11 protein-coding genes are annotated in these 18263 nt (G+C 73.7%); 4 read left to right on the forward strand and 7 right to left on the reverse strand.

The features are described 5' to 3' along the window. The first annotated feature begins 74 nt into the window (after positions 1–74). Genes CS0771_RS26765 through fdhF form a run of 3 tightly spaced genes read left to right on the forward strand, consistent with a single transcriptional unit; the run spans position 75 to position 6912 of the window. Positions 75–2579 carry a cation-transporting P-type ATPase gene (locus CS0771_RS26765; RefSeq protein WP_244871047.1) on the forward strand — a complete coding sequence of 835 codons (2505 nt, stop codon included), beginning with the start codon at positions 75–77 and terminating at the stop codon, positions 2577–2579. Positions 2580–2629: 50 nt separating this feature from the next. Beyond that, a complete protein-coding gene (locus CS0771_RS26770; protein ID WP_244871048.1) occupies positions 2630–4255 on the forward strand; it encodes an NAD(P)H-dependent oxidoreductase subunit E in 1626 nt (541 codons plus the stop codon). Then, complete coding sequence (gene fdhF, locus CS0771_RS26775; RefSeq protein WP_212843578.1) at positions 4252–6912, forward strand: formate dehydrogenase subunit alpha; 2661 nt, start codon at positions 4252–4254, stop codon at positions 6910–6912. Before CS0771_RS26770 ends, fdhF begins: the two co-directional genes overlap by 4 nt. On the opposite strand, the gene CS0771_RS26780 is transcribed toward fdhF, so the two are convergent. The 3 genes from CS0771_RS26780 to CS0771_RS26790 all read right to left on the reverse strand — a co-directional run bounded on the left by CS0771_RS26780 (position 6884) and on the right by CS0771_RS26790 (position 13045). Next, the gene (locus CS0771_RS26780; protein ID WP_212843579.1) at positions 6884–9499 is read right to left on the reverse strand and encodes a cation-transporting P-type ATPase; all 2616 of its coding nucleotides are present in this window, start codon (positions 9497–9499) and stop codon (positions 6884–6886) included. The genes fdhF and CS0771_RS26780 overlap by 29 nt on opposite strands. A 29-nt stretch (positions 9500–9528) precedes the next feature. Continuing rightward, positions 9529–9735, reverse strand: a complete 207-nt coding sequence (locus CS0771_RS26785) for a DUF1918 domain-containing protein (protein ID WP_212843580.1) — start codon at positions 9733–9735, stop codon at positions 9529–9531. An 82-nt stretch (positions 9736–9817) separates the two neighbouring features. After that, the gene (locus CS0771_RS26790; protein ID WP_371821481.1) at positions 9818–13045 is read right to left on the reverse strand and encodes a beta-phosphoglucomutase family hydrolase; all 3228 of its coding nucleotides are present in this window, start codon (positions 13043–13045) and stop codon (positions 9818–9820) included. Between the two features lie 308 nt (positions 13046–13353). Between CS0771_RS26790 and CS0771_RS26795 the strand changes: the two genes are divergently transcribed. After that, positions 13354–15900, forward strand: a complete 2547-nt coding sequence (locus CS0771_RS26795; RefSeq protein ID WP_256442842.1) for a PEP/pyruvate-binding domain-containing protein — start codon at positions 13354–13356, stop codon at positions 15898–15900. Positions 15901–16008: 108 nt separating this feature from the next. Here CS0771_RS26795 and CS0771_RS26800 read toward each other — a convergent pair whose 3' ends face one another. The 4 genes from CS0771_RS26800 to CS0771_RS26815 form a co-directional block, all read right to left on the reverse strand. Further along, positions 16009–16341, reverse strand: coding sequence for a LuxR family transcriptional regulator (locus CS0771_RS26800; RefSeq protein ID WP_212843582.1), 333 nt, complete (start codon positions 16339–16341; stop codon positions 16009–16011). Positions 16342–16375: 34 nt separating this feature from the next. Continuing rightward, entirely contained in the window at positions 16376–17245 is an 870-nt protein-coding gene (locus CS0771_RS26805) for a universal stress protein (RefSeq protein ID WP_212843583.1), read from the reverse strand. 65 nt (positions 17246–17310) lie between these two features. Next, positions 17311–17706, reverse strand: a complete 396-nt coding sequence (locus CS0771_RS26810) for an Hsp20/alpha crystallin family protein (protein WP_212843584.1) — start codon at positions 17704–17706, stop codon at positions 17311–17313. A 159-nt stretch (positions 17707–17865) separates the two neighbouring features. Continuing rightward, the gene (locus CS0771_RS26815; RefSeq protein WP_212843585.1) at positions 17866–18111 is read right to left on the reverse strand and encodes an acyl carrier protein; all 246 of its coding nucleotides are present in this window, start codon (positions 18109–18111) and stop codon (positions 17866–17868) included. Positions 18112–18263 lie beyond the last annotated feature (152 nt).

Below are 18263 nucleotides of genomic sequence, written 5' to 3' on the forward strand. Positions count from 1 at the left end.
GGACTCCGGCGGGCGGGTGCAGCGCGCAGAATCAACAAGTGATCGCTGGATCGCCTGGCAGCGGGCTGACCTCCGTGGAGGCTTCCGCTCGGCTGGCCGTGGACGGGCCGAACGAGGTGGCCCGCCCGCAGCCTCGGCGGCTGCCGGCCCGGGTGGCGGCGCAGCTGACCGACCCGCTGGTGTCGCTGCTGCTGGTCGCCGGTGCGGTCACCGCGCTGCTGGGCGACTGGCCCGACACCGTGATCATCCTGCTGGTGGTCTGCCTCAACACGACGATTGGTGTGGCGCAGCAGGTGCGGGCCGACCGCGCGATCTCTGCGCTGGACTCGCTGCGGGCGCCGACGGCCCGCGTCGTACGTGACGGCGCCGACGCCGTGGTGAAGGCCGCCGACCTGGTCTGCGGCGACGTGGTGCGCGTCGAGGCGGGCGACATCGTTCCGGCGGACCTGCTCGTCACCGACGCCTACCGGTGCCGGGTGGACGAGGCGGCACTGACCGGCGAGTCGGTGCCGGCAGCCCGCGAACCGGGCGACGACCTGCAGGCGGGCACGGTGCTGGTGACCGGCCGGGCGGTCGGCGTGGTGACCCGCACAGGTGCGCGCAGCGCACTGGGCCGCATCGCGACGCTGGTGGCCGCCACCGGCAGCGGCCCGACGCCGCTGCAGCGCCGGATCGCCCAGCTCGGCCGGGTCCTGGGCGCGACCGCTGTGGCGCTGTGCCTGGTGGTGTTCCTGGCCGGCATCGCGGCGGGACGGCCGGTGCTGGTCATGGCCCTGACCGCGGTCAGCCTCGTCGTCGCGGCCGTACCTGAGTCGCTGCCGGCGGTCGTCACGCTCGCGCTCGCGCTCGGGGCGCGGCGCATGGCCCGGCGGCAGGCGATCCCTCGCAGCCTGGAGGCGGTGGAGACGCTCGGCTCGGTCACCGTGGTGGCCGCCGACAAGACCGGCACCCTGACGGAGGGCCGCATGGCGGTGCGCGAAGCGTTTGTCGACGGGATCACGTACCTGGCCAGCGGGTCCGGCTACGACCCGTCCGGGCAGGTACGCCGCCGCGACGGGCCGCCGGATTGGCATCCGGCAGGCCAGGGCCTGCCCGAAGCCGTACTGGAGCTCGCGCGGGCGGGCGTCCTCTGCTCGGACGCGAGCGTCCTGCCACCAACCGACCAGCGGCCGCAGTGGACCGCCGCCGGTGACCCGCTGGAGGCGGCACTGGTGACCTTCGCCGCCCGCTGTGGCCTGGATCCCGACGCGGTGCGAGCCGGTTCCCCCCGGCTCGCCGAGCACCCGTTCGACCAGGCCACCCGGCAGATGACGACCGTGCACCGGCACGGCGGGAGGTTCCTCACCGTCTGTAAGGGCGCACCGGAGAGCGTGCTGGCCGCTCCGGTGGTCGACGACGGCGACCCGGCGGTGGCCGCTGCGCGAGCCGCTGCCGCGCGGCTGGCAGCCGGCGGGCTGCGAGTGCTCGCCGTCGCGGCCCGTACGACCGCCCAGCCTGCCAACCCGATCGCCCCCGCCGGGCTGCGGGTGCTGGGCGTGATCGGCATCGGCGATCCGTTGCGCCCGGCAGCACGCGACGCCGCCGCCGCGTTCGCGCGGGCCGGGATCCGCCTGATGCTGATCACCGGCGACCATCCCGCCACCGCGGGGCACATCGGCGGCCAGGTGGGCATCTGGCGGCCCGGCGATCCCGTGGGCACCGGGGACCGGCCCGAGCAGGCCCGCGACGTGCGGGTCTTCGCGCGTACGCAGCCGGAGCAGAAGCTGGACATCATCGCGGCGCTGCAGTCCGGCGGCCAGGTGGTGGCGATGACCGGCGACGGCGTCAACGACGCCCCGGCACTACGCCGCGCCGACATCGGCGTGGCGATGGGCGGCGGCACCGAGGTCGCCCGCCAAGCCGCCGACCTGGTGCTCGTCGACGACAACCTCGGCACGGTCATCGCCGCCGTCGCCGAGGGGCGGCGGGTGTACGACAACATCCGCCGGTTCCTGCGCTACGGCCTGGCCGGCGGTGCCGCCGAGATCGCGGTGATGCTGTTCGGGCCTCTGCTGGGCCTGGCCGTGCCGCTGCTGCCGGGGCAGATCCTGTGGATCAACCTGCTCACCCACGGCCTGCCCGGTGTTGCGCTGGGCGCCGAACCGGCCGAGCCGGACGTGCTGACCCGCCCGCCGCGCCGCCCCGACGAGCAGGTCCTCGGCGGCGGGCTGCTACGCGACGTGCTGGTGCTCGGCGCGCTGCTGACCACCGTCACGCTGGCCACGGGGCTGTACGCCGCCAGTGCGGGATGGCCGTGGCAGAGCATGGTCTTCATGACGCTGGGGCTGGCGCAGCTCGGTATCGCCCTGGCGGTACGCGCGCCCCGCCCGCCGGGCAGCCGCCAAGCGAATCCCGGCCTGCTCGCCGCCGTGGTGGTATCGGCGCTGGCTCAGCTCGCCGCGGTCGCCGTGCCGCTGCTGCGCACGCTGCTCGGCACGCATCCGCTGAGCCCGGCGCAGCTGGCGACCTGCGCTGTCACAGCCATGGTGCCGGCCATGCTGCTCTGGCTTGCGCGATCAGCCCGGCAACGGCGCACCTAGCGCCTGATAATCGTGTGAAGCGGGTCACGAAGCGGAGGATGGCGGGGACGGTGCCTGACGGGATGCGGCCTGGCCGCAGTGCGCTGGAGGAACTGGTCGCGCGCGAGGGCGACACCGGCGTGCTGGACCGGCTGCGAGAAGCAGCGCCGGGCGGCCCGGTGGTGGCGGATGCCGTGCTACCCACCGCCGCCGCGCACGGAACCATCAGCTACTTCCGCGATCTGAGCAGCCCACGAGGGGCGCGGCACGTGCGCGTCTGCGCGGGCACCGCCTGCTTCCTCGCGGGCGGCGGCCGGCACGTCACCCAGGTCGAGCAGGCGCTCGGCGTGACCGCGGGCACGTGCAGCGCCGACGGCTCGACGTCTCTGCAGGCGGTGCACTGCCTGGGATTCTGCTACGGCGGCCCGGCGGCCCTCGACGGTGACACGCCCCTGGCCGGCGGCGACGTCGCCGACCAGCTGACCGGCCGGGCCCCGCGCCGGGCGCCCCCGATTCCGGTCCGGGCGGCGGCCGGCCCCGTGGCGCTGCGTGGGCTGACCGCCACACCCGGCTGGCGTGTCTGGCCGCGGCTGGCAGGCCAGGTCGACGCCGCCGCGCTGATCCTGGACGAGATCAACCGGTCGGGCCTGCGGGGGCGGGGCGGCGCGGGGTTTCCCGCCGCCCGCAAGTGGCAAGCCGTCGGCGCGCAACCGGCCCCACGGTACGTCGTGGCCAACGGCGACGAGGGCGACCCCGGCTCGTACGCCGACCGCCTGCTCATGGAGCGCAGCCCGGACGCGGTTCTGGAGGGCCTGGCCCTGGCGGGGCTGGCCTGCGGCGCGAGCCGCGGGTTCGTGTACGTGCGCTCGGAGTATCCGCAGGCGCTGGGCAGCATTCGCCGCGCGGTCGAGCAGGCCCGTGCGGCAGGGCACCTTGGGCGGGCGGTGCACGGCACGGGCATCGACTTCGACGTCACCGTGATCGAGGGAGCCGGGTCCTACGTGGCCGGCGAGGAGACGTCGCTGCTGCGCTCGATGAGCGGGCTGCGCGGCAGCGTGCGGCTGCGCCCGCCCTACCCGGCCGAGTATGGCCTGTTCGGACGCCCGACCGCGGTGAACAACGTGGAGACCCTCGCCGCCGTACCCAGGATCGTGGACACCGGCGGGGACGCCTACGCCCGGCTGGGCCGCGCCCCCGAGACCGGCACGCTGGTGGTCTGCCTCAACGAGCGCTTCACCCGGCCGGGCGCGTACGAGGTCGAGCTGGGCACGCCGCTGCGCGAGGTCGTGTACCACCTCGGCGGCGGCCTCGCGGCGGGCCGCCACCTGCGGGCCTTGCAGATCGGCGGGCCGCTGGGCGGCTTCCTGGCCCCCGACCGGCTCGGCCTGCCGCTGCTGGCCTCGGCGCTCGACGCCGCCGGGGTCGCGCTCGGCCACGGCGGCATCATCGCCGTCGACGACTCGGTGACCGCCGCGCAGCTGCTGGATCACCTGTGGCGGTTCTACGCGAGCGAGAGCTGCGGCGCGTGCACCCCGTGCCGCGAAGGCACCCGCCGCGGCGCCGCCGACCCGGCCGCCGCCTCGGCGGACACGCCGCTGCTGGACCTGATGGCGGCGGCGAGTCTGTGCCCCTTCGGCCGCGGCGTGCCACGCGCGGTGCGCAGCCTCCGCCAGGCGCTGGGCGAGGACTTCGGATGAGGGTCACCGTCGACGGCAGACAGATCGAGCTGCCCTCCGGCGCGACCGTGCTGGAGGCGGCGCGGGCCGCCGGAGCCGCAGTGCCGACCCTGTGCCACGACGACCGGTTCAGCCCGTCCGGCAGCTGCCGGCTGTGCCTGGTACGCGTCGACGGCCGCGGCGTCGTCGCGGCCTGCGCCGCGCCGGCTGCCGACGGCGACGTCATCCGCACCGGGGAACCTGACGTCGTCGCGATGGCGCGGCAGGTGCTGGAGCTGACCGTCGAGCGGCTGCCCGGCGCGGCGCGGCGGCTGCCCACGGAACTGGCCGCGCGGTGCCGCGAGCTCGGGGTGGACGCCGGGGCGTTCGCGGCGGCCGGGCGCGGGCTGGGCCGCGACGACTCGCACCCCTACGTGCACCTGGACCGGGACCTGTGCATCGCCTGCGGGCGATGCGTGCGCATGTGCGACGACGTGCAGGGCACGTTCGCGCTCACGCTGGCCGGCCGCGGCGCCGACACGGTCGTCGCGCCCGGTCCGGGCAGGTGGGCGCAGTCGGCGTGCGTCTCCTGCGGCGGCTGCGTCGACACCTGCCCGACAGGCGCCATCACCCAGGCGGGACGGCCGGTCGCCCCCGCTTCGGCGATCGCGGTGGACACCACGTGCGGGTACTGCGGTGTCGGGTGCGCGCTGACCGTGCACGTCGCCGAGGGCCGGGTCGACCAGATCACCCCCGATCGCCGCGGTCCCGTCAACCGCGGCCACGCCTGTGTGAAGGGCCGGTTCGCGTACGGCTTCGCCACGTCACCCGAGCGGCTGACCACCCCGCTGATCCGCGACGGCGACCGGCTCGAACCGGCGAGCTGGGAGGACGCGCTCGCGTTGATCGGCGAACGCATCGGCGATGTCATCGGCCGCCACGGCCCGGACGCCGTGGCGGCGATCTCCTCGGCCCGCGCCACCAACGAGGAGAACTACCTGATGCAGAAGCTGATGCGCACGGTGGTCGGCACGAACAACGTCGACAACTGCTCACGCATCTGCCACGCGCCCTCGGCAGCCGGGCTGACAGCGGCGTTCGGCCTGGCGGGCGGCACCAACCCCGCCGAGGACATCGAGCGTGCCAGCTGCATTCTGGTCGCCGGAGCCAACCCGACCGAGGCGCACCCCGTGATCGGCGCGCGTATCCGGCAGCGGGCGCTGTCCGGCGCGAAGCTGGTGGTGATCGACCCGCGCCGCACCGAGCTGGCCGCGCTCGCCGACGTGCACCTGGCCGCCCGCCCCGGCAGCAACGTGGCGGTGTTCAACGGCCTGGCCCGGATCATGCTGGAACAGGGCTGGACAGACCCCGACTTCCTGGCCGACCGCGCGGACGGGCTTGACATCCTCCGCGAGCAGCTGCGCCGGTTCTCGCCGGAACGGGTCGCGGAGCTCAGCGGGGTGGCGCCGCCCGCGCTGCGGGAGGCGGCGCGGCTCTACGGCACCGCACACCACCCGATGATCATTTACGGGTTGGGGGTCACCGAGCATACGCACGGCACGGACGGCGTGCGGACGCTGGCGAACCTGGCGATCCTGCGCGGCGCGGTCGGCACGCCGCACGGCGGCGGCGTGAACCCGCTGCGCGGGCAGAACAACGTGCAGGGCGCATCGGACATGGGCGCGCTGCCGGATCTGCTGCCCGGCTACCAGCCCGTCGCCGACGCCCGGGCGCGGGCACGGTGTGCGCAGGTGTGGGGCTGCCCCGTGCCGGACCGCCCGGGCCTGCGTATCCCGCAGATGTTCGACGCGGCGCTCGACGGCCGCCTACGGGCGCTGTACGTCTTCGGCGAGAACATCGTGCAGACCGACCCGGACAGCGGCCACGTGCGCGCGGCGCTGGCCGCATGCGAGTTCGTCGTCTGCCAGGAGATCTTCCTGACCGGCACGGCCCGGCTGGCCGACGTGGTGCTGCCGGGCGCGTCGTTCCTGGAGAAGGACGGCACGTTCGTCAACTTCGACCGCCGCTTCCAGCGGATCCGTCCCGCCCTGCCGACACCGGGATCGGCACGGACCGACTTCGCGATCATCCAGGCGGTGGCGGCCGCGCTCGGCGGTGATCTCGGCTGTGCCACGCCCGCCGCGGCCCTGGACGAATGCGCCCGGGTGGCTCCGCTGTTCGCGGGGGTCTCGCACGCGCGCCTGGACCGCGACGGCCCCCTGCACTGGCCGTGCCGCTCCACCGACGACCCCGGGCAGCCGCGCCTGCACCTGCGGTCGTTCGCCACGCCGAACGGCCGGGCTCAGCTCGCCGCCAGAGACTGGCTGCCGCCCGGCGAGCAGCCGGACGAGGCCTACCCGTACGTGCTCATCACGGGACGCCGGCTGACGCACTACAACGCCGGCACGATGACTCGGCGCACACCCAACCTGGCGTTGCAGCCGCACGAGACCCTCGACATCCATCCCGCCGACGCCGCAGCGCTCGGCCTGCGCGACGGCGAGGCCGTCGAGATCACCAGCCGGCGCGGCAGCGTCACCGCCATGGCCCGCCTGACCCCGGAGACGGCCCCCGGCCAGGTGTTCCTGGCGTTCCATTTCCCGGAGGTGGCCGCGAACCTGCTCACCTCCGCAGCGGTGGACGAGGTGACCTCCTGCCCGGAGTACAAGGTCACCGCCGTGCGGCTGCGGCCGCGCTGAGCCGGCCGCCGCGCCACACCTTATGCGCCGCATCCGCCAGCAGGAGCACGGGCACGGCCAGCGCCGCCAGCGCCCAGCCGAGGGCGGGCGGCCACGACCCGCCCAGCGCCCGCGCGACGGCCGGCACGCCCAGGAACGCGCACAGCAGCACCAGCTCGGTGGCCACGGCCCACAGCAGCAGCGGGTTACGGCGCGGGTCCAGCCGGAACGCCGGGCGCACCTCGCTGCGGCACGCGAACGCGTTGGCCAGTTGCCCCAGCACGATCGCGGCGAACGCGGTGCCCGACGCCGCGGCCAGCAACTCCGCGGACGGCGTCAGACCCCAGCGCCACCCGCCCGCGATCAGCACCGCGGCGAACGCGCCCAGCGACACCATGACCTCGGCCGGGCCGAGCACACCGAAGGCACGCGCGAGCAGCCTGCGGTCGATGAGCTGCCCGGTCCGCGCCGGGCCGGTGAGGGTGCGCGGGTTGGGTGGTTCGGCGCCCAGCGCCAGCGCCGGCAGCAGGTCGGTGCCGATGTCGAGCGCCAGGATCTGCAGCACCCCGATGGCCAGCGGGAACGCACCGCCGGTCAGCGCCCAGACCACGAACGGGGCCAGCTCGGCTACGTTGTCGGTGAGGTGGTAGGTCAGGAAGCGGCGGATGTTGGCGAAGGTCGCCCGGCCGGTCTCCACCGCGGCGACGATGGTCGCGAAGTGGTCGTCGAGCAGGACCAGGTCGGCGCTCTCCCGGGCGACGTCGCTGCCGGAGGCGCCCATCGCGATGCCGATGTCGGCCTCACGCAGCGCGGGTGCGTCGTTGACGCCGTCGCCCGTCATCGCCACCGCGTGCCCGCGGGAGCGCAGCGCCCTGGCGATCCGCAGCTTCTGCTCCGGAGTGACCCGGGCGACGACGACGCCGTCGCGGTCCACCAGCTCGCCCAGCTCCCGATCGCCGGCGGGCAGCCGGTCGCCGGTCACCACGACCGGTTCGGAAGCACACAGCCCCACCTGCACGGCCAGCGCCCGGGCGGTGGCCGGGTGGTCACCGGTGACCATCGCGAGGCGGATGTGGGCGCGACGGCAGGCGGCCACGGCCACGCCGACGTCCGGGCGTGGCGGGTCGAGCAGGCCGACCACGCCGAGCAGCTCGAGGGCGGAGGCGGTGGGCGCGGTGGCCGCCGTGACGCCGGGCCGGCGTGCGACGGCGAGCACCCGCAGACCGTCGTCGGCCATGGTGTGCGCGGCCTGCAACGCGGCCTGGACGTCACCGCGGCAGTCGGCCAGCAGCCGCTCCGGGGCGCCCTTGACGTACAGCGTGCCGCCGCACAGGCTCGCCGCACGCAGCCGCTGCGGATCGAACGGCAGCCACAACTGCTCCGGCTCTCGCTGCGCACGAGCGTCCACGTCGGCTCCTGCCCGCAGGGCGAGCACGTGCAGCGCCACCTCCATCGGGTCGCCATGCGGCTGCCATGCCTCGCCATGGGGGGTGAGCCTGCCTCGCGAGGCACGCACGGCCGCGTACGACAGCTCGGCAACCTGCGCGGCGATGGCGGGCGCGGCGTCGATGCGCCCGTGGGGGTCGTAGCCTTCGCCGGTGACGCTGGCCTGTCCCGCGGGGGTCCACACCCGCACCACTGTCATCTGGTTGCAGGTGAGCGTTCCGGTCTTGTCGGTGCAGATGAAGGTCACCGAGCCCAGCGTCTCCACCGCCTCCAGGCGGCGGACGAGGGCGTTGCGGCGGGCCATGGCGTGCGCGCCGTACGCCAGTGCCAGCGTCACCGTGGGCAGCAGGCCCTCAGGCACCAGGGCGACGGTCACCCCGAGCGCGAACAGGAAACCCTGCCGTGGGGTCAGCCCGAGCAGGAGCCCGACGCCGAACAGCACGCTGCCCGCCGCGACCGCGGTGATCGCGACCACCTGCACCACCCGGCCCAGCCGCACCGCCAGCGGGCTGGGCGGGCGGCGGGCCGCCTGGCTCATCGCGGCGATGCCGGCCAGCCGGGTGCGGGCACCCGTAGCCGCCACGACGGTCTCCGCCGCGCCCTCCACGACGAACGTGCCGGCGTACAGCACCTGTCCGGCCTGCGCCCGGCGGGGCACGCTCTCTCCCGTCAGCAGCGACTCGTCCACCGCCAGGCCGGCCGCCGACAGCACGTCCAGGTCGGCGCTGACACGGTCCCCGGCCTCCAGCAGGACGACGTCGCCCGGTACCAGGTCGGCCGCGGCCACGGTGCGGCGATGGCCGTCCCGGCGCACGACCGCCTGTGCGGGCAGCAGGTCACGTAGGCGCTCTACCGCCCGGTCGGCGCGGTACTCCTGGGCGAACGCGAACACGCCGTTGACCAGCACCACGATGATGATCGCAACGCTGAGCTGCGGCATCCCGGCGAGCAGGGCGAGCACGGCCGCCAGCCACAGCAACAGGGCGAAGAAGTGCGTGAGCTGCCGCGTCAGCAGCAGCCAGACCGGCGGCCGGCGAGCCGCGGGCAGCGTGTTCGGACCGAACCGGGCGCGTTGGCGGGCCGCCTGCGCGGCGGTGAGCCCCGCAGCGGGTACGCCCGCAGCCGCCGACTGCGCCGCCGGACGGGTGTGCGGCCCGCTCATCGGACGGAAATTCCGCGGTACTAGATGTGCTAGTGCACGCGGTGTGGCGCGTGGGGCGGCTCGATGTGCGCCTCCGAGCCCGGGAACACCATGCTCTCGCGGTCGGTGTCCAGCCACCGCACCATGTAGGGCGGCGTGCCGTCCGGATGGCGCAGCTCCGTGATGACACCCACCCGCCGCGGCTCGCCGACGTGGATGGCTTCGAGTACCAGACGGTCTCCGACATGTGCCCTCATGCCTTCACTGTGCTCCCGAAGTCCACCGACCGGCCTGGGAAACACGGAATGTCCCCCGAACTCCCCGGCTGGGCGATACGGATCATCCCGGCCGCTGGAATTCGCGATGGCGGCCGGCTGCCAGGCGGTGCACCACCCCGTCGACGCAGATGCTGATCGGCGCCGCCTCGCAAGGCCGCAGCGCGACCCGCAACCGCTGATGGTCGACGTCGATCACGACCCAGTGCCCGCGGTAGAGCACCTCCACGTGCAGCGCGCGCAGCTCCGCGGGCAGCAGGGGGTGCAGGTAGAGCACCCCGCCGCGGGTCTCCAGGCCGGTGTAGCAGCGCATGGCCAGGTCGATGGTGCCCGCCATGGCGCCCAGGTGCACACCGTTGCGGGTGCTGCCGCCGCGGGTGTCGGCGAGGTCGGCGCGCAGCGCCTCGGCGAACAGCTTCCAGGACTGCATACGGTCGGCGCGGGCCTGCACCCAGCTGTGCACGATCCGGCTCAGGCTCGACCCGTGGGCGACGCGGGCCAGGTAGTAGGCGACGGTGCGCTCGACGGTCGCCGGTTCCAGCGGGTAGCCCAGGCGCCCGAACAGCTCCCGCAGCTCCTCCGCCGACAGCAGGTACAGCAGCATCAGCACATCGGCCTGTTTGGACAGGCGGTAGCGGTTCGGCGAGTCACCCTCCCGGCGCAGCAGTGCGTCGATACCGACGAGGTCGCCGCAGCGCTGCCGGTAACCGGCCCAGTCGAACTCGGCGAGCTCGCCGTAGCCGGCGAACTGGCTGATCACACCGTCGTGGAACGGCACCCGCATGCGGCGGCTGATCCGCTCCCACCAGCGGGTCTCCGTCTCGCTGAGCCCGAGCCGCGCCCAAAGCCGGCCGCAGTGGTGGCCGGCCAGCAGCGCGATCACGTCGAGGGCGCGGCAGAGCACCCATGCGGTCATCACGTTGGTGTACGCGTTGTCGCGCAGGCCGGGCTCCGCCGCGCCCGGGTAGGCGTCGTGGTACTCGTCCGGCCCGACGACGCCGGAGATCCCGTAGCGGTCGTCGTCGGGGTCGTAGTCCGTGAGCCCGGCCAGGTACCGGGCGATCTCGATGATCATCTCAGCGCCGTACTCGGCGAGGAAGTCCACGTCACCGGTGACCTGGTAGTACTGCCAGGTGTCGTAGACGATCGTGATGCCGACGTGGCGCTGCAGGTGCGAGAAGTCCGGGACCCACCGGCCCGCGACGTGGTCGTACAGCTCCACCGGCGTCTCCTCCCGGCCGTCGCTGCCGCTCTGCCACGGGTACATCGCCCCGGCGCGGCCCGCGGCCCGCGCGGCCCGCCGGGCGGCGTCCAGCCGCCGCCACCGGTACAGCAGCAGCGCCCGCGACAGCGCGGGCAGCCGCAGATTCAGCACCGGGAACACGAACATCTCGTCCCAGAACACATGCCCGTGGTATCCCTCCCCGTGCAGCCCGCGGGCAGGCACCCCGGCGTCGAGCTGGGCGGTGTGCGGCGACAGGGTCTGCAACAGGTGGAAGGTGTGCAGCCGCAACGCGAGGACCACCTCGTCGTCGGCATCCACGGCCAGGTCGAACCGCTCCCACAACGCACCCCAGGCCGCCTGCTGGGAGTCCAGCAGCTCGGCGAAGGTGCGCGCGGCCGCCACGGCTTCCCGTGCGGCCAGCATCGGCTCGCTGATCGCGGGGTCACGTGAGGTGGCCACCGCCATGACCTTCTCCACAGCCAGCGGCCGACCCCGCGCCAGCTCACATCGCAGCACCTGCCCCGCGAAGCGCTCCCGCAGCACCGGCTCGCGCGGCACGGCCAGCGGGCGGCCCGCGCCGTCGCACACCACGGTGCGTGCCGCGGTCGCGATACGGATCCGTGACTGCGTCGTCACGACGGTCAGCGCGGCGAGGTCGCCCTCGGCCATGCCGCTCTCCCCCCGCAGGTGCGTCTTGGCCAGCGGGGCGTCCTCGGGAAGGTTGGCGTTGACGACCTCCCCGTCGACGCCGGAGCACACCTCGACCGTGCCGGACCAGTCCTCGGCCGTGAAGACGGTCTCCAGCGCGGCCAGATGCGACATGCCCATGTGCACCAACCGCCGCTGGGTGACCGTGGTGTGGCGGCCGCGCCTGTCGCGGAACCGGAGGCTGCGGGTGAGCACGCCGCAGCGCAGGTCGAGCTCGGTGCGGTAGGCGATCAGTTCGGCGGTGGCCGGCTGGAACCAGTCGTCACCCTCGGTGCGGAACCGCAGGTACAGCCAGTTCGGAACGTTCACCAGGTGCTCGTGTTCCAGCGTGCGGTCCTCCAGCGGGGTGAGCAGCCGGTTGTAGACACCGGCGAGGTAGCTGCCGGGATAGTGCACCCCGTCGGCACGGGCTTCCGGCACGGCGCCGCGCGTGCCGAGATATCCGTTGCCGGTGGTGCACAGCGCTTCCCGCAGCCCTTCCCGGGAGGGATCGAAACCCTCGTAGCGCAGCACCCAGCCGTCTCCCGCCTGGCCGCCGCCGCAGAAGTCGCGCCCGGCCGCGGTCAGGCCGGGCGGGCGGCGCGGATGGGACGGGTCCAGGGTGAGGGCGGCCAGATCGGTGACGACCAGATCGGCGCCCGCCGCGTCCAGCAGGCCGGGATGACCCCGCCGATCCACGCCGACCACCAGACCGAACCCGCCCCGGCGGCCTGCCTCGACACCGGCCAGCGCGTCCTCGACGATCACCGCACGGTCGGGCGAGACGTTGAGACGCCGGATCGCTTCCAGGTACGTGGCGGGATCGGGTTTGCCGGGCAGGCGCAGCGCCGCCGCATCCTCACCGTCGACGCGCGCGTCGAACAGCTCGGCGAGGCCGGACGCGGCGAGCACGCGCCCGGCGTTGCGGCTCGCGGTGACGACAGCGGTGGGCACCCCGGCGGCCCGCAGCGCCCGCACGAGGTCGACCGAGGAGTCGAACGTACGTACGCCACGCTGGTCGAGCAGTTCCATGAACAGCTGGTTCTTCCGGTTCGCCACAGCCCACACCGTGTCCACGCCGGGCGGGTCGGCAGGACTGCCGTCCGGCAGGAGCCGGTGCCGCGACGCGAGGAACGCCCGCGCGCCGTCCAGACGTGGGCGCCCGTCGACATGCGCCCGGTAATCGGCGTCGGGGTCGAACGGTGTGAAACCCGCGCCCTCGTGAGCGCGCAGGACGTCGTCGAAGGCCTGCTTCCACGCGGCGGCGTGCAGCTGCGCGGTGTCGGTCAGCACGCCGTCGAGGTCGAACACCACCGCGTCGACCTGGTCGACACGCAGCACCCCGGCGCTCGCCGGGCGAGCTGCGGCCGTCGCGCTCACGACGGACTGACGAGTGCCTGCGCCGGCACCGAGGGCCTGGCGAGCTCGTCACGCGCCGACTCCGCCCACGCCCTGCGCGCCTCAGGGGCTGCGACGTCCATGCTTACACGGTATGCGCAGCCGGCCGCGCACCAGGAGGAATCACCGTGTCCGATGTGTCGGCGACCGGGTCGCCGAGAACGGCCGCGCCGATCAGGCACGGCCCTCAGCCGGACCGCGGTTCCGCCACGAGGGCCGGAGACGGTCCGTACGATCGTGATGAGCCAGGCCCGCAGGCCTGGCCCAGAACACCGCTGGGGATGTCGGGTATGGCGAGAACCGCGACGGCGACCGTCGCGTGGTTGACCGACGGGCGGGCGACCCGGTCGGCTTTCGCGGGCGGGAAGGGTGCTCGCCTGGCGGTGATGGCACGGCACGGACTGCCCGTGCCGGCCGGGTTCGTGGTGGCCGCGGACGCCTACCGCCGGTATGTCGAGCAGGCGGGGATCGGCCCGGCCATCGCCGAGCTCGTCGCAGGCCCGGTGGCGGGCGCGTCGCTGGACGGCGTGTCGGCGACGGTGCGTGCGCTGTTCGGTGTGGCGCCGTTTCCCGCAGAGCTTGGCGAGGAGATCGGTGCGGCCTACCGGCGCCTGGGCAGCGGGCCGGTTGCGGTGCGGTCGTCGGCGCTGGCCGAGGATCTGCCCTCGGCCAGCTTCGCGGGGCAGCTGGACAGTGTGCTGAACGTGGCCGGAGTCGGCCAATTGTGTGAGGCCGTGCGCCGCTGCTGGTCGTCGGCGTGGACCGCGCGGGCCATGGCCTACCGCGAGCGGCAGCGCATCGGCCACGGAACGGTCGCGGTGGCGGTCGTGGTGCAGCGGATGGTCGACGCCGAGGTCGCCGGGGTGCTGTTCACCGCCGATCCGGTGTCCGGCCGGCGGGACCGGGTCGTGCTGGAGGCAGCCGGTGGCCTCGGGGATGCGGTGGTCGGCGGCCGGGTGACGCCGGCGCGATGGATCATCGACGCCGGCTCGCGGGCGGTGCTGTCGGCCCCCGCTGCCGGTCCGCCACTGTCCCGCACGGCACGAGCCGAGCTGGTCACTCTCGGGCTGCGTGCGGCCGAGCTGTTCGGCGGGCCGCAGGACGTCGAGTGGGCGGTCACGGAAGGCCGGTGTCACCTGCTGCAGTCGCGGCCGATCACCACCCTGTTCCCGTTGCCCCCGCCGCGTGGCGGGCTGCGGGTGTACCTGCCGCTGATGCTGATCGGCCAGGGCATCACCGAGCCGATGACCCCGGCCGGCAATGCGTTCTTCCGGCACCTTGCCGGTGACTGGATCACCCACTGGTCCGGTTCCGGGACGCAGCCCTCGGCCGGCGCACGAGACTGGCTGCCGGTCCTGGCCGGACGGCTTTACGCCGACTTCACCGCGTTCCTGCGGCGACCCCGTATGGCCGCCGCTGTAGCCTCCGGCCTCGGCATGAAAGACCCCGCAGCGGCCGCCGCGCTGCGGCAGTGGCTACGAGCCAACGCCGGCCGGCTGCCCGCCGCCTGCGGCCTCGGACCGGCCCGTGCCATGGCGGCCTGGTTGCCCGGTGTGCTGGCAAGCCTGCTGGCCACGCTGGCGTTCCCGGCCCACTGCCGAGACCGCGTGCTCGACCGCACCGAGCGGCGACTGGCGGCCCTGCATCGGCAGGCCGCACATCTGCCGACCGTGCGGCGGCGGCTCGACTTCGTTGACAAGGTCCTCCCCGGGGCCGCCCTCGACCTCGTTCTGGAGCAGGTCCCCGCCGTCTACGCCGAACTGCTCATCCGGGTCGCCCTGCAGCGGCTGGCCGGCCTGTGGACCGGCGACAGCAGCCGCCTGGAGCCGGTGCTGCGCTGGCCGCCTCACGACCCGACTCTCGCGATGGGCGAGGAGCTGGCAAGGTTGGCCGACGGATACGCCGCCGCCGCCACGCCTGCCGCAGACGACCCACAGGTGATCCGCTTCCTCGACCGGTTCGGCCACCGAGCCGCGGACCGCGAGATCGACCTGGGTCTGCCACGCCTCGCCGACGATCCGCGCTACGTCGTGGAACTCATCGAGGGTTACCGCGACGCCGACGGCGGCCGCGCGCAGGACCGGTTCCGCGGCGGCGCCAGCTCGGCCGTTACCGCGGCCGCTGCGCTGGTGCACGAGGTTCGCCGGCCGGCCGGGCCGCTCGCCGCCGGGCTGCTGCGGCTGCTGCTGGACCGCCACCGCGAACTGGCCGGCCTACGGGAGCGGCCCAAGTTCGACATGGTGCGGGTGTTGGCGCTGGGCCGCCGTGTCCTCGGCGACATCGGCGAGCAGCTGGCAGCGCAGGGACTGCTCGACGACGCCCACGATGTGTACTTCCTGGACCCGGCCGACATCAGGCACGGCGCCCCGTCGCAGCTGCGCGACATCGCCGTGGCCAACCGGCGCGACTATGAGCGGGAGCTGCGCCGCCGCGCCATCCCGCGGATCCTGGTCAGCGACGGCGAGGCTGTCTACGGCCCGGCTGCCGAGTCCGGCGCTGGGGACGCGCTGAGGGGGACGCCGGTGTCGCCCGGAACGTACGAAGGCTTAGCGCGCGTGCTCGACTCGCCTGTCGGTGCTCGGCTGCGTCCTGGCGAGATCCTCGTCGCCGCGTCGACCGACCCGGGCTGGACCCCACTCTTCCTGCTGGCCGGGGCACTGGTGATGGAGGTCGGCGGCGTCATCTCCCACGGCGCCGTCCTGGCCCGGGAGTACGGCATACCCGCCGTGGCCGGCGTGACCGGCGCCACGACACTGTTGCGCACCGGCGATCGGATCAGGGTCGACGGCAACAGCGGCACGGTCGCCGTGAACACCGGCGAACGATCACCCGCCTGAAGCGGGCTCATGGCCGGCTCGTCTCCGTTGTCTCGATGATCGAAGCCGTGTCAGACAGGTCTCAGAGCGCTCCGCATCGAGTGCCCGCGGGCGCGCCGAGCAGCTCGGCTACGTGTGCTTGGCCACGGTGAGAAGCACGACGGCATCCTCGGTCGCGGTCAGCGTATGACGGCTGTCCGGCACAACCAGCAGATCCCCGGTGACGCCTTCGTCTGAGGCATCCCGGGTGGCAAGACGCACGCGTCCCTGCAACACGTACAGGCTGGCTTCGCCCGGATTCTCGTGTTCGGCCAGGGATTCGCCAGCACGCAGCGCCAAGACGGTCTGACCCAGTATGCGAGCGGGTCCTCCGTAGACCGTCTGCGCGCTACGCCCACTGGACGAGCCGCGTGCGGCGTCCATGAGCTGGGTCGCCAATGCCGTCAACGACGATTTTTCCATGGACGGTCCCTTCGTAGGGCGGACGGGAGATGTGTCAGGCCACTCCTACCGACAGCGGGGCGACGGCCTCGTCCTGATCGACATCCGTCGGCACAATGAGCACGGGGCACGCACTGTGGTGCAGCAACTGCTGGCTCACCGAGCCCAGCAGCAGGCCGGTGAGGCCACCGCGGCCGCGCCTGCCCACCACCATCAGCAGCGCCGTCTCGCTCAGGTGCACCAGCGACCGTGCGGCGCGCCCCTTGACCACCGCTTCCCGCACGGTGACGTCCGGGAACCGCTCCCGCATGCCTGACAGCGCCTCGGCGAGCAGGCGGCGCTCCTGGTCCTCGATCTCGTCGTCCTCATAAGCCAGGGGCAGCAGGTCGCCGGGGCCGGTCGGTGGCGGCCCGGTCCACGCGTGTGCCGCGTACAGGTCCGAGCTGCGCAGCGCTGCTTCGGTGAAGGCGGCCTCCACCGCGCGCGCCGTTCCGGGATTTCCGTCGACGCCGAGCACGACCTGGCCGTGCGGGTGCTCTTCGCCGCGGGCGACGAGCACGGGCTGCGGGCAGCGTGTGGCCACGTGCAGCGACACCGAGCCCAGCAGCAGGCCGGTGAACCCGCCCAGCCCGCGGTCGCCGACCACCACCAGGTCTGCGTCGCGGCCCTCCTGGATGAGCACCGCCGCCGGTTCCGCGGCGACGGTCGCCGTGCTCACGTCGATCCCGGGCGCGGTCTCGCCCGCGAGGCGCGCGGCGTCCTCGAGCCCGACGTCCTCAGCGCGTAGCGCCAGGTCACCGCCGGCACCTGCGGCGTGCACGATCCGCAGCGGCCGCCGGCGTCGTTGCGCCTGCGCCGCAGCCAGCCGCACGGCGTAGTTCGAGTGCGCGGACCAGTCCACTCCGACCACGACGGGACCGCCCACGGGTTCGCCTCCCCAAGTCGTGCGGCGCGGTGCCCGGTTTCACCGCGCCGCGTGCATTCTGTGACTCAGCTACCGGTGACCGGGATCTGCCGGCCCGTCGGCTCGTTCGCCTTCAAAGGCACGGTGACCTCGAGAATGCCCTTGTCGTAGCCGGCCTTGATGTTGTCGGTATCGGCGTTGCCGGGAAGCCGCAGCGACCGCTGCAGCATGCCGTAGTGGAACTCGGAGCGGCCCTTGGCCCTCTCCTCGGTGCGGCGCTCGGCGTGGATCGAAAGCACACCGGCGTCCACGGAGATCTGGATGTCCTTTTCCGGGTCCATGCCGGGCAACTCCGCCCGGATCTTGTACTCCTGGTCGGTGGCCGTGTCCTCCACCCGGATGATGTGCCCGGACAACAGCGGGTGCTCGCCTTCGAACCACTCACTCAGGTCGCCGAACAGGCGCGGCATCAGCGCGGTCATGACCTCTCCTCCTTCCGTGTCGGTGCCACCTTCCATTGCACGCCTGTCCGGCACCGCTCCGCCAGGCCCTGTGGCGGCGATGAGCAGGACTTTCGTCCGTACCGGCCAAGGTGATCGCTTGCCGTCTGCACCGTTGGATCGGTCGGTGAGTCGGCCGCGTTATCGGCGCGGCGGCCAGCTGAGGAACGACACCGCGCCGGCCAGCGTCGTCAGGTACGGATAGTCCTCCTCGTCGACGCGGTGGCCGGTGCGGGCGGACAGGAGTTCGACCAGGCGCAGGAAGTCCACCGAGTCCAGCCCGAGGGTCTCGCGCAGGTCCGCGTCCGGGTGCAGCGCGGACAGGTCGGCGTCGGGCGCGACCTCGTGCAGCGCGGCGCGGACGATCGTCTCGATGTCGTCGGGCATCTCCACTCCTCGGGTTTCGGCGGCAGCATTCTGATCATGCGCAGGTGACGGGACCCAGCTGTCCCCTCGGTCTCCAGATCGACGACGACTCGCGGTGACCACGGCGGGCCCGGCAACCCGCGCTCAGCTGCTGCGGGAGCGCCACTGGCCGT

The sequence above is a fragment of the Catellatospora sp. IY07-71 genome (genome assembly GCF_018326265.1).
GTDB lineage: Bacteria > Actinomycetota > Actinomycetes > Mycobacteriales > Micromonosporaceae > Catellatospora.

Excerpts from the sequence above, each read along its gene's own strand:
- CS0771_RS26800 (WP_212843582.1), bottom strand. The coding sequence starts at position 16,341 with ATGGAAAAATCGTCGTTGACGGCATTGGCGACCCAGCTCATGGACGCC.
- CS0771_RS26795 (WP_256442842.1), top strand. The coding sequence starts at position 13,354 with ATGGCGAGAACCGCGACGGCGACCGTCGCGTGGTTGACCGACGGGCGG.
- CS0771_RS26815 (WP_212843585.1), bottom strand. The coding sequence starts at position 18,111 with ATGCCCGACGACATCGAGACGATCGTCCGCGCCGCGCTGCACGAGGTC.
- CS0771_RS26810 (WP_212843584.1), bottom strand. The coding sequence starts at position 17,706 with ATGACCGCGCTGATGCCGCGCCTGTTCGGCGACCTGAGTGAGTGGTTC.
- fdhF (WP_212843578.1), top strand. The coding sequence starts at position 4,252 with ATGAGGGTCACCGTCGACGGCAGACAGATCGAGCTGCCCTCCGGCGCG.
- CS0771_RS26785 (WP_212843580.1), bottom strand. The coding sequence starts at position 9,735 with ATGAGGGCACATGTCGGAGACCGTCTGGTACTCGAAGCCATCCACGTC.
- CS0771_RS26780 (WP_212843579.1), bottom strand. The coding sequence starts at position 9,499 with ATGAGCGGGCCGCACACCCGTCCGGCGGCGCAGTCGGCGGCTGCGGGC.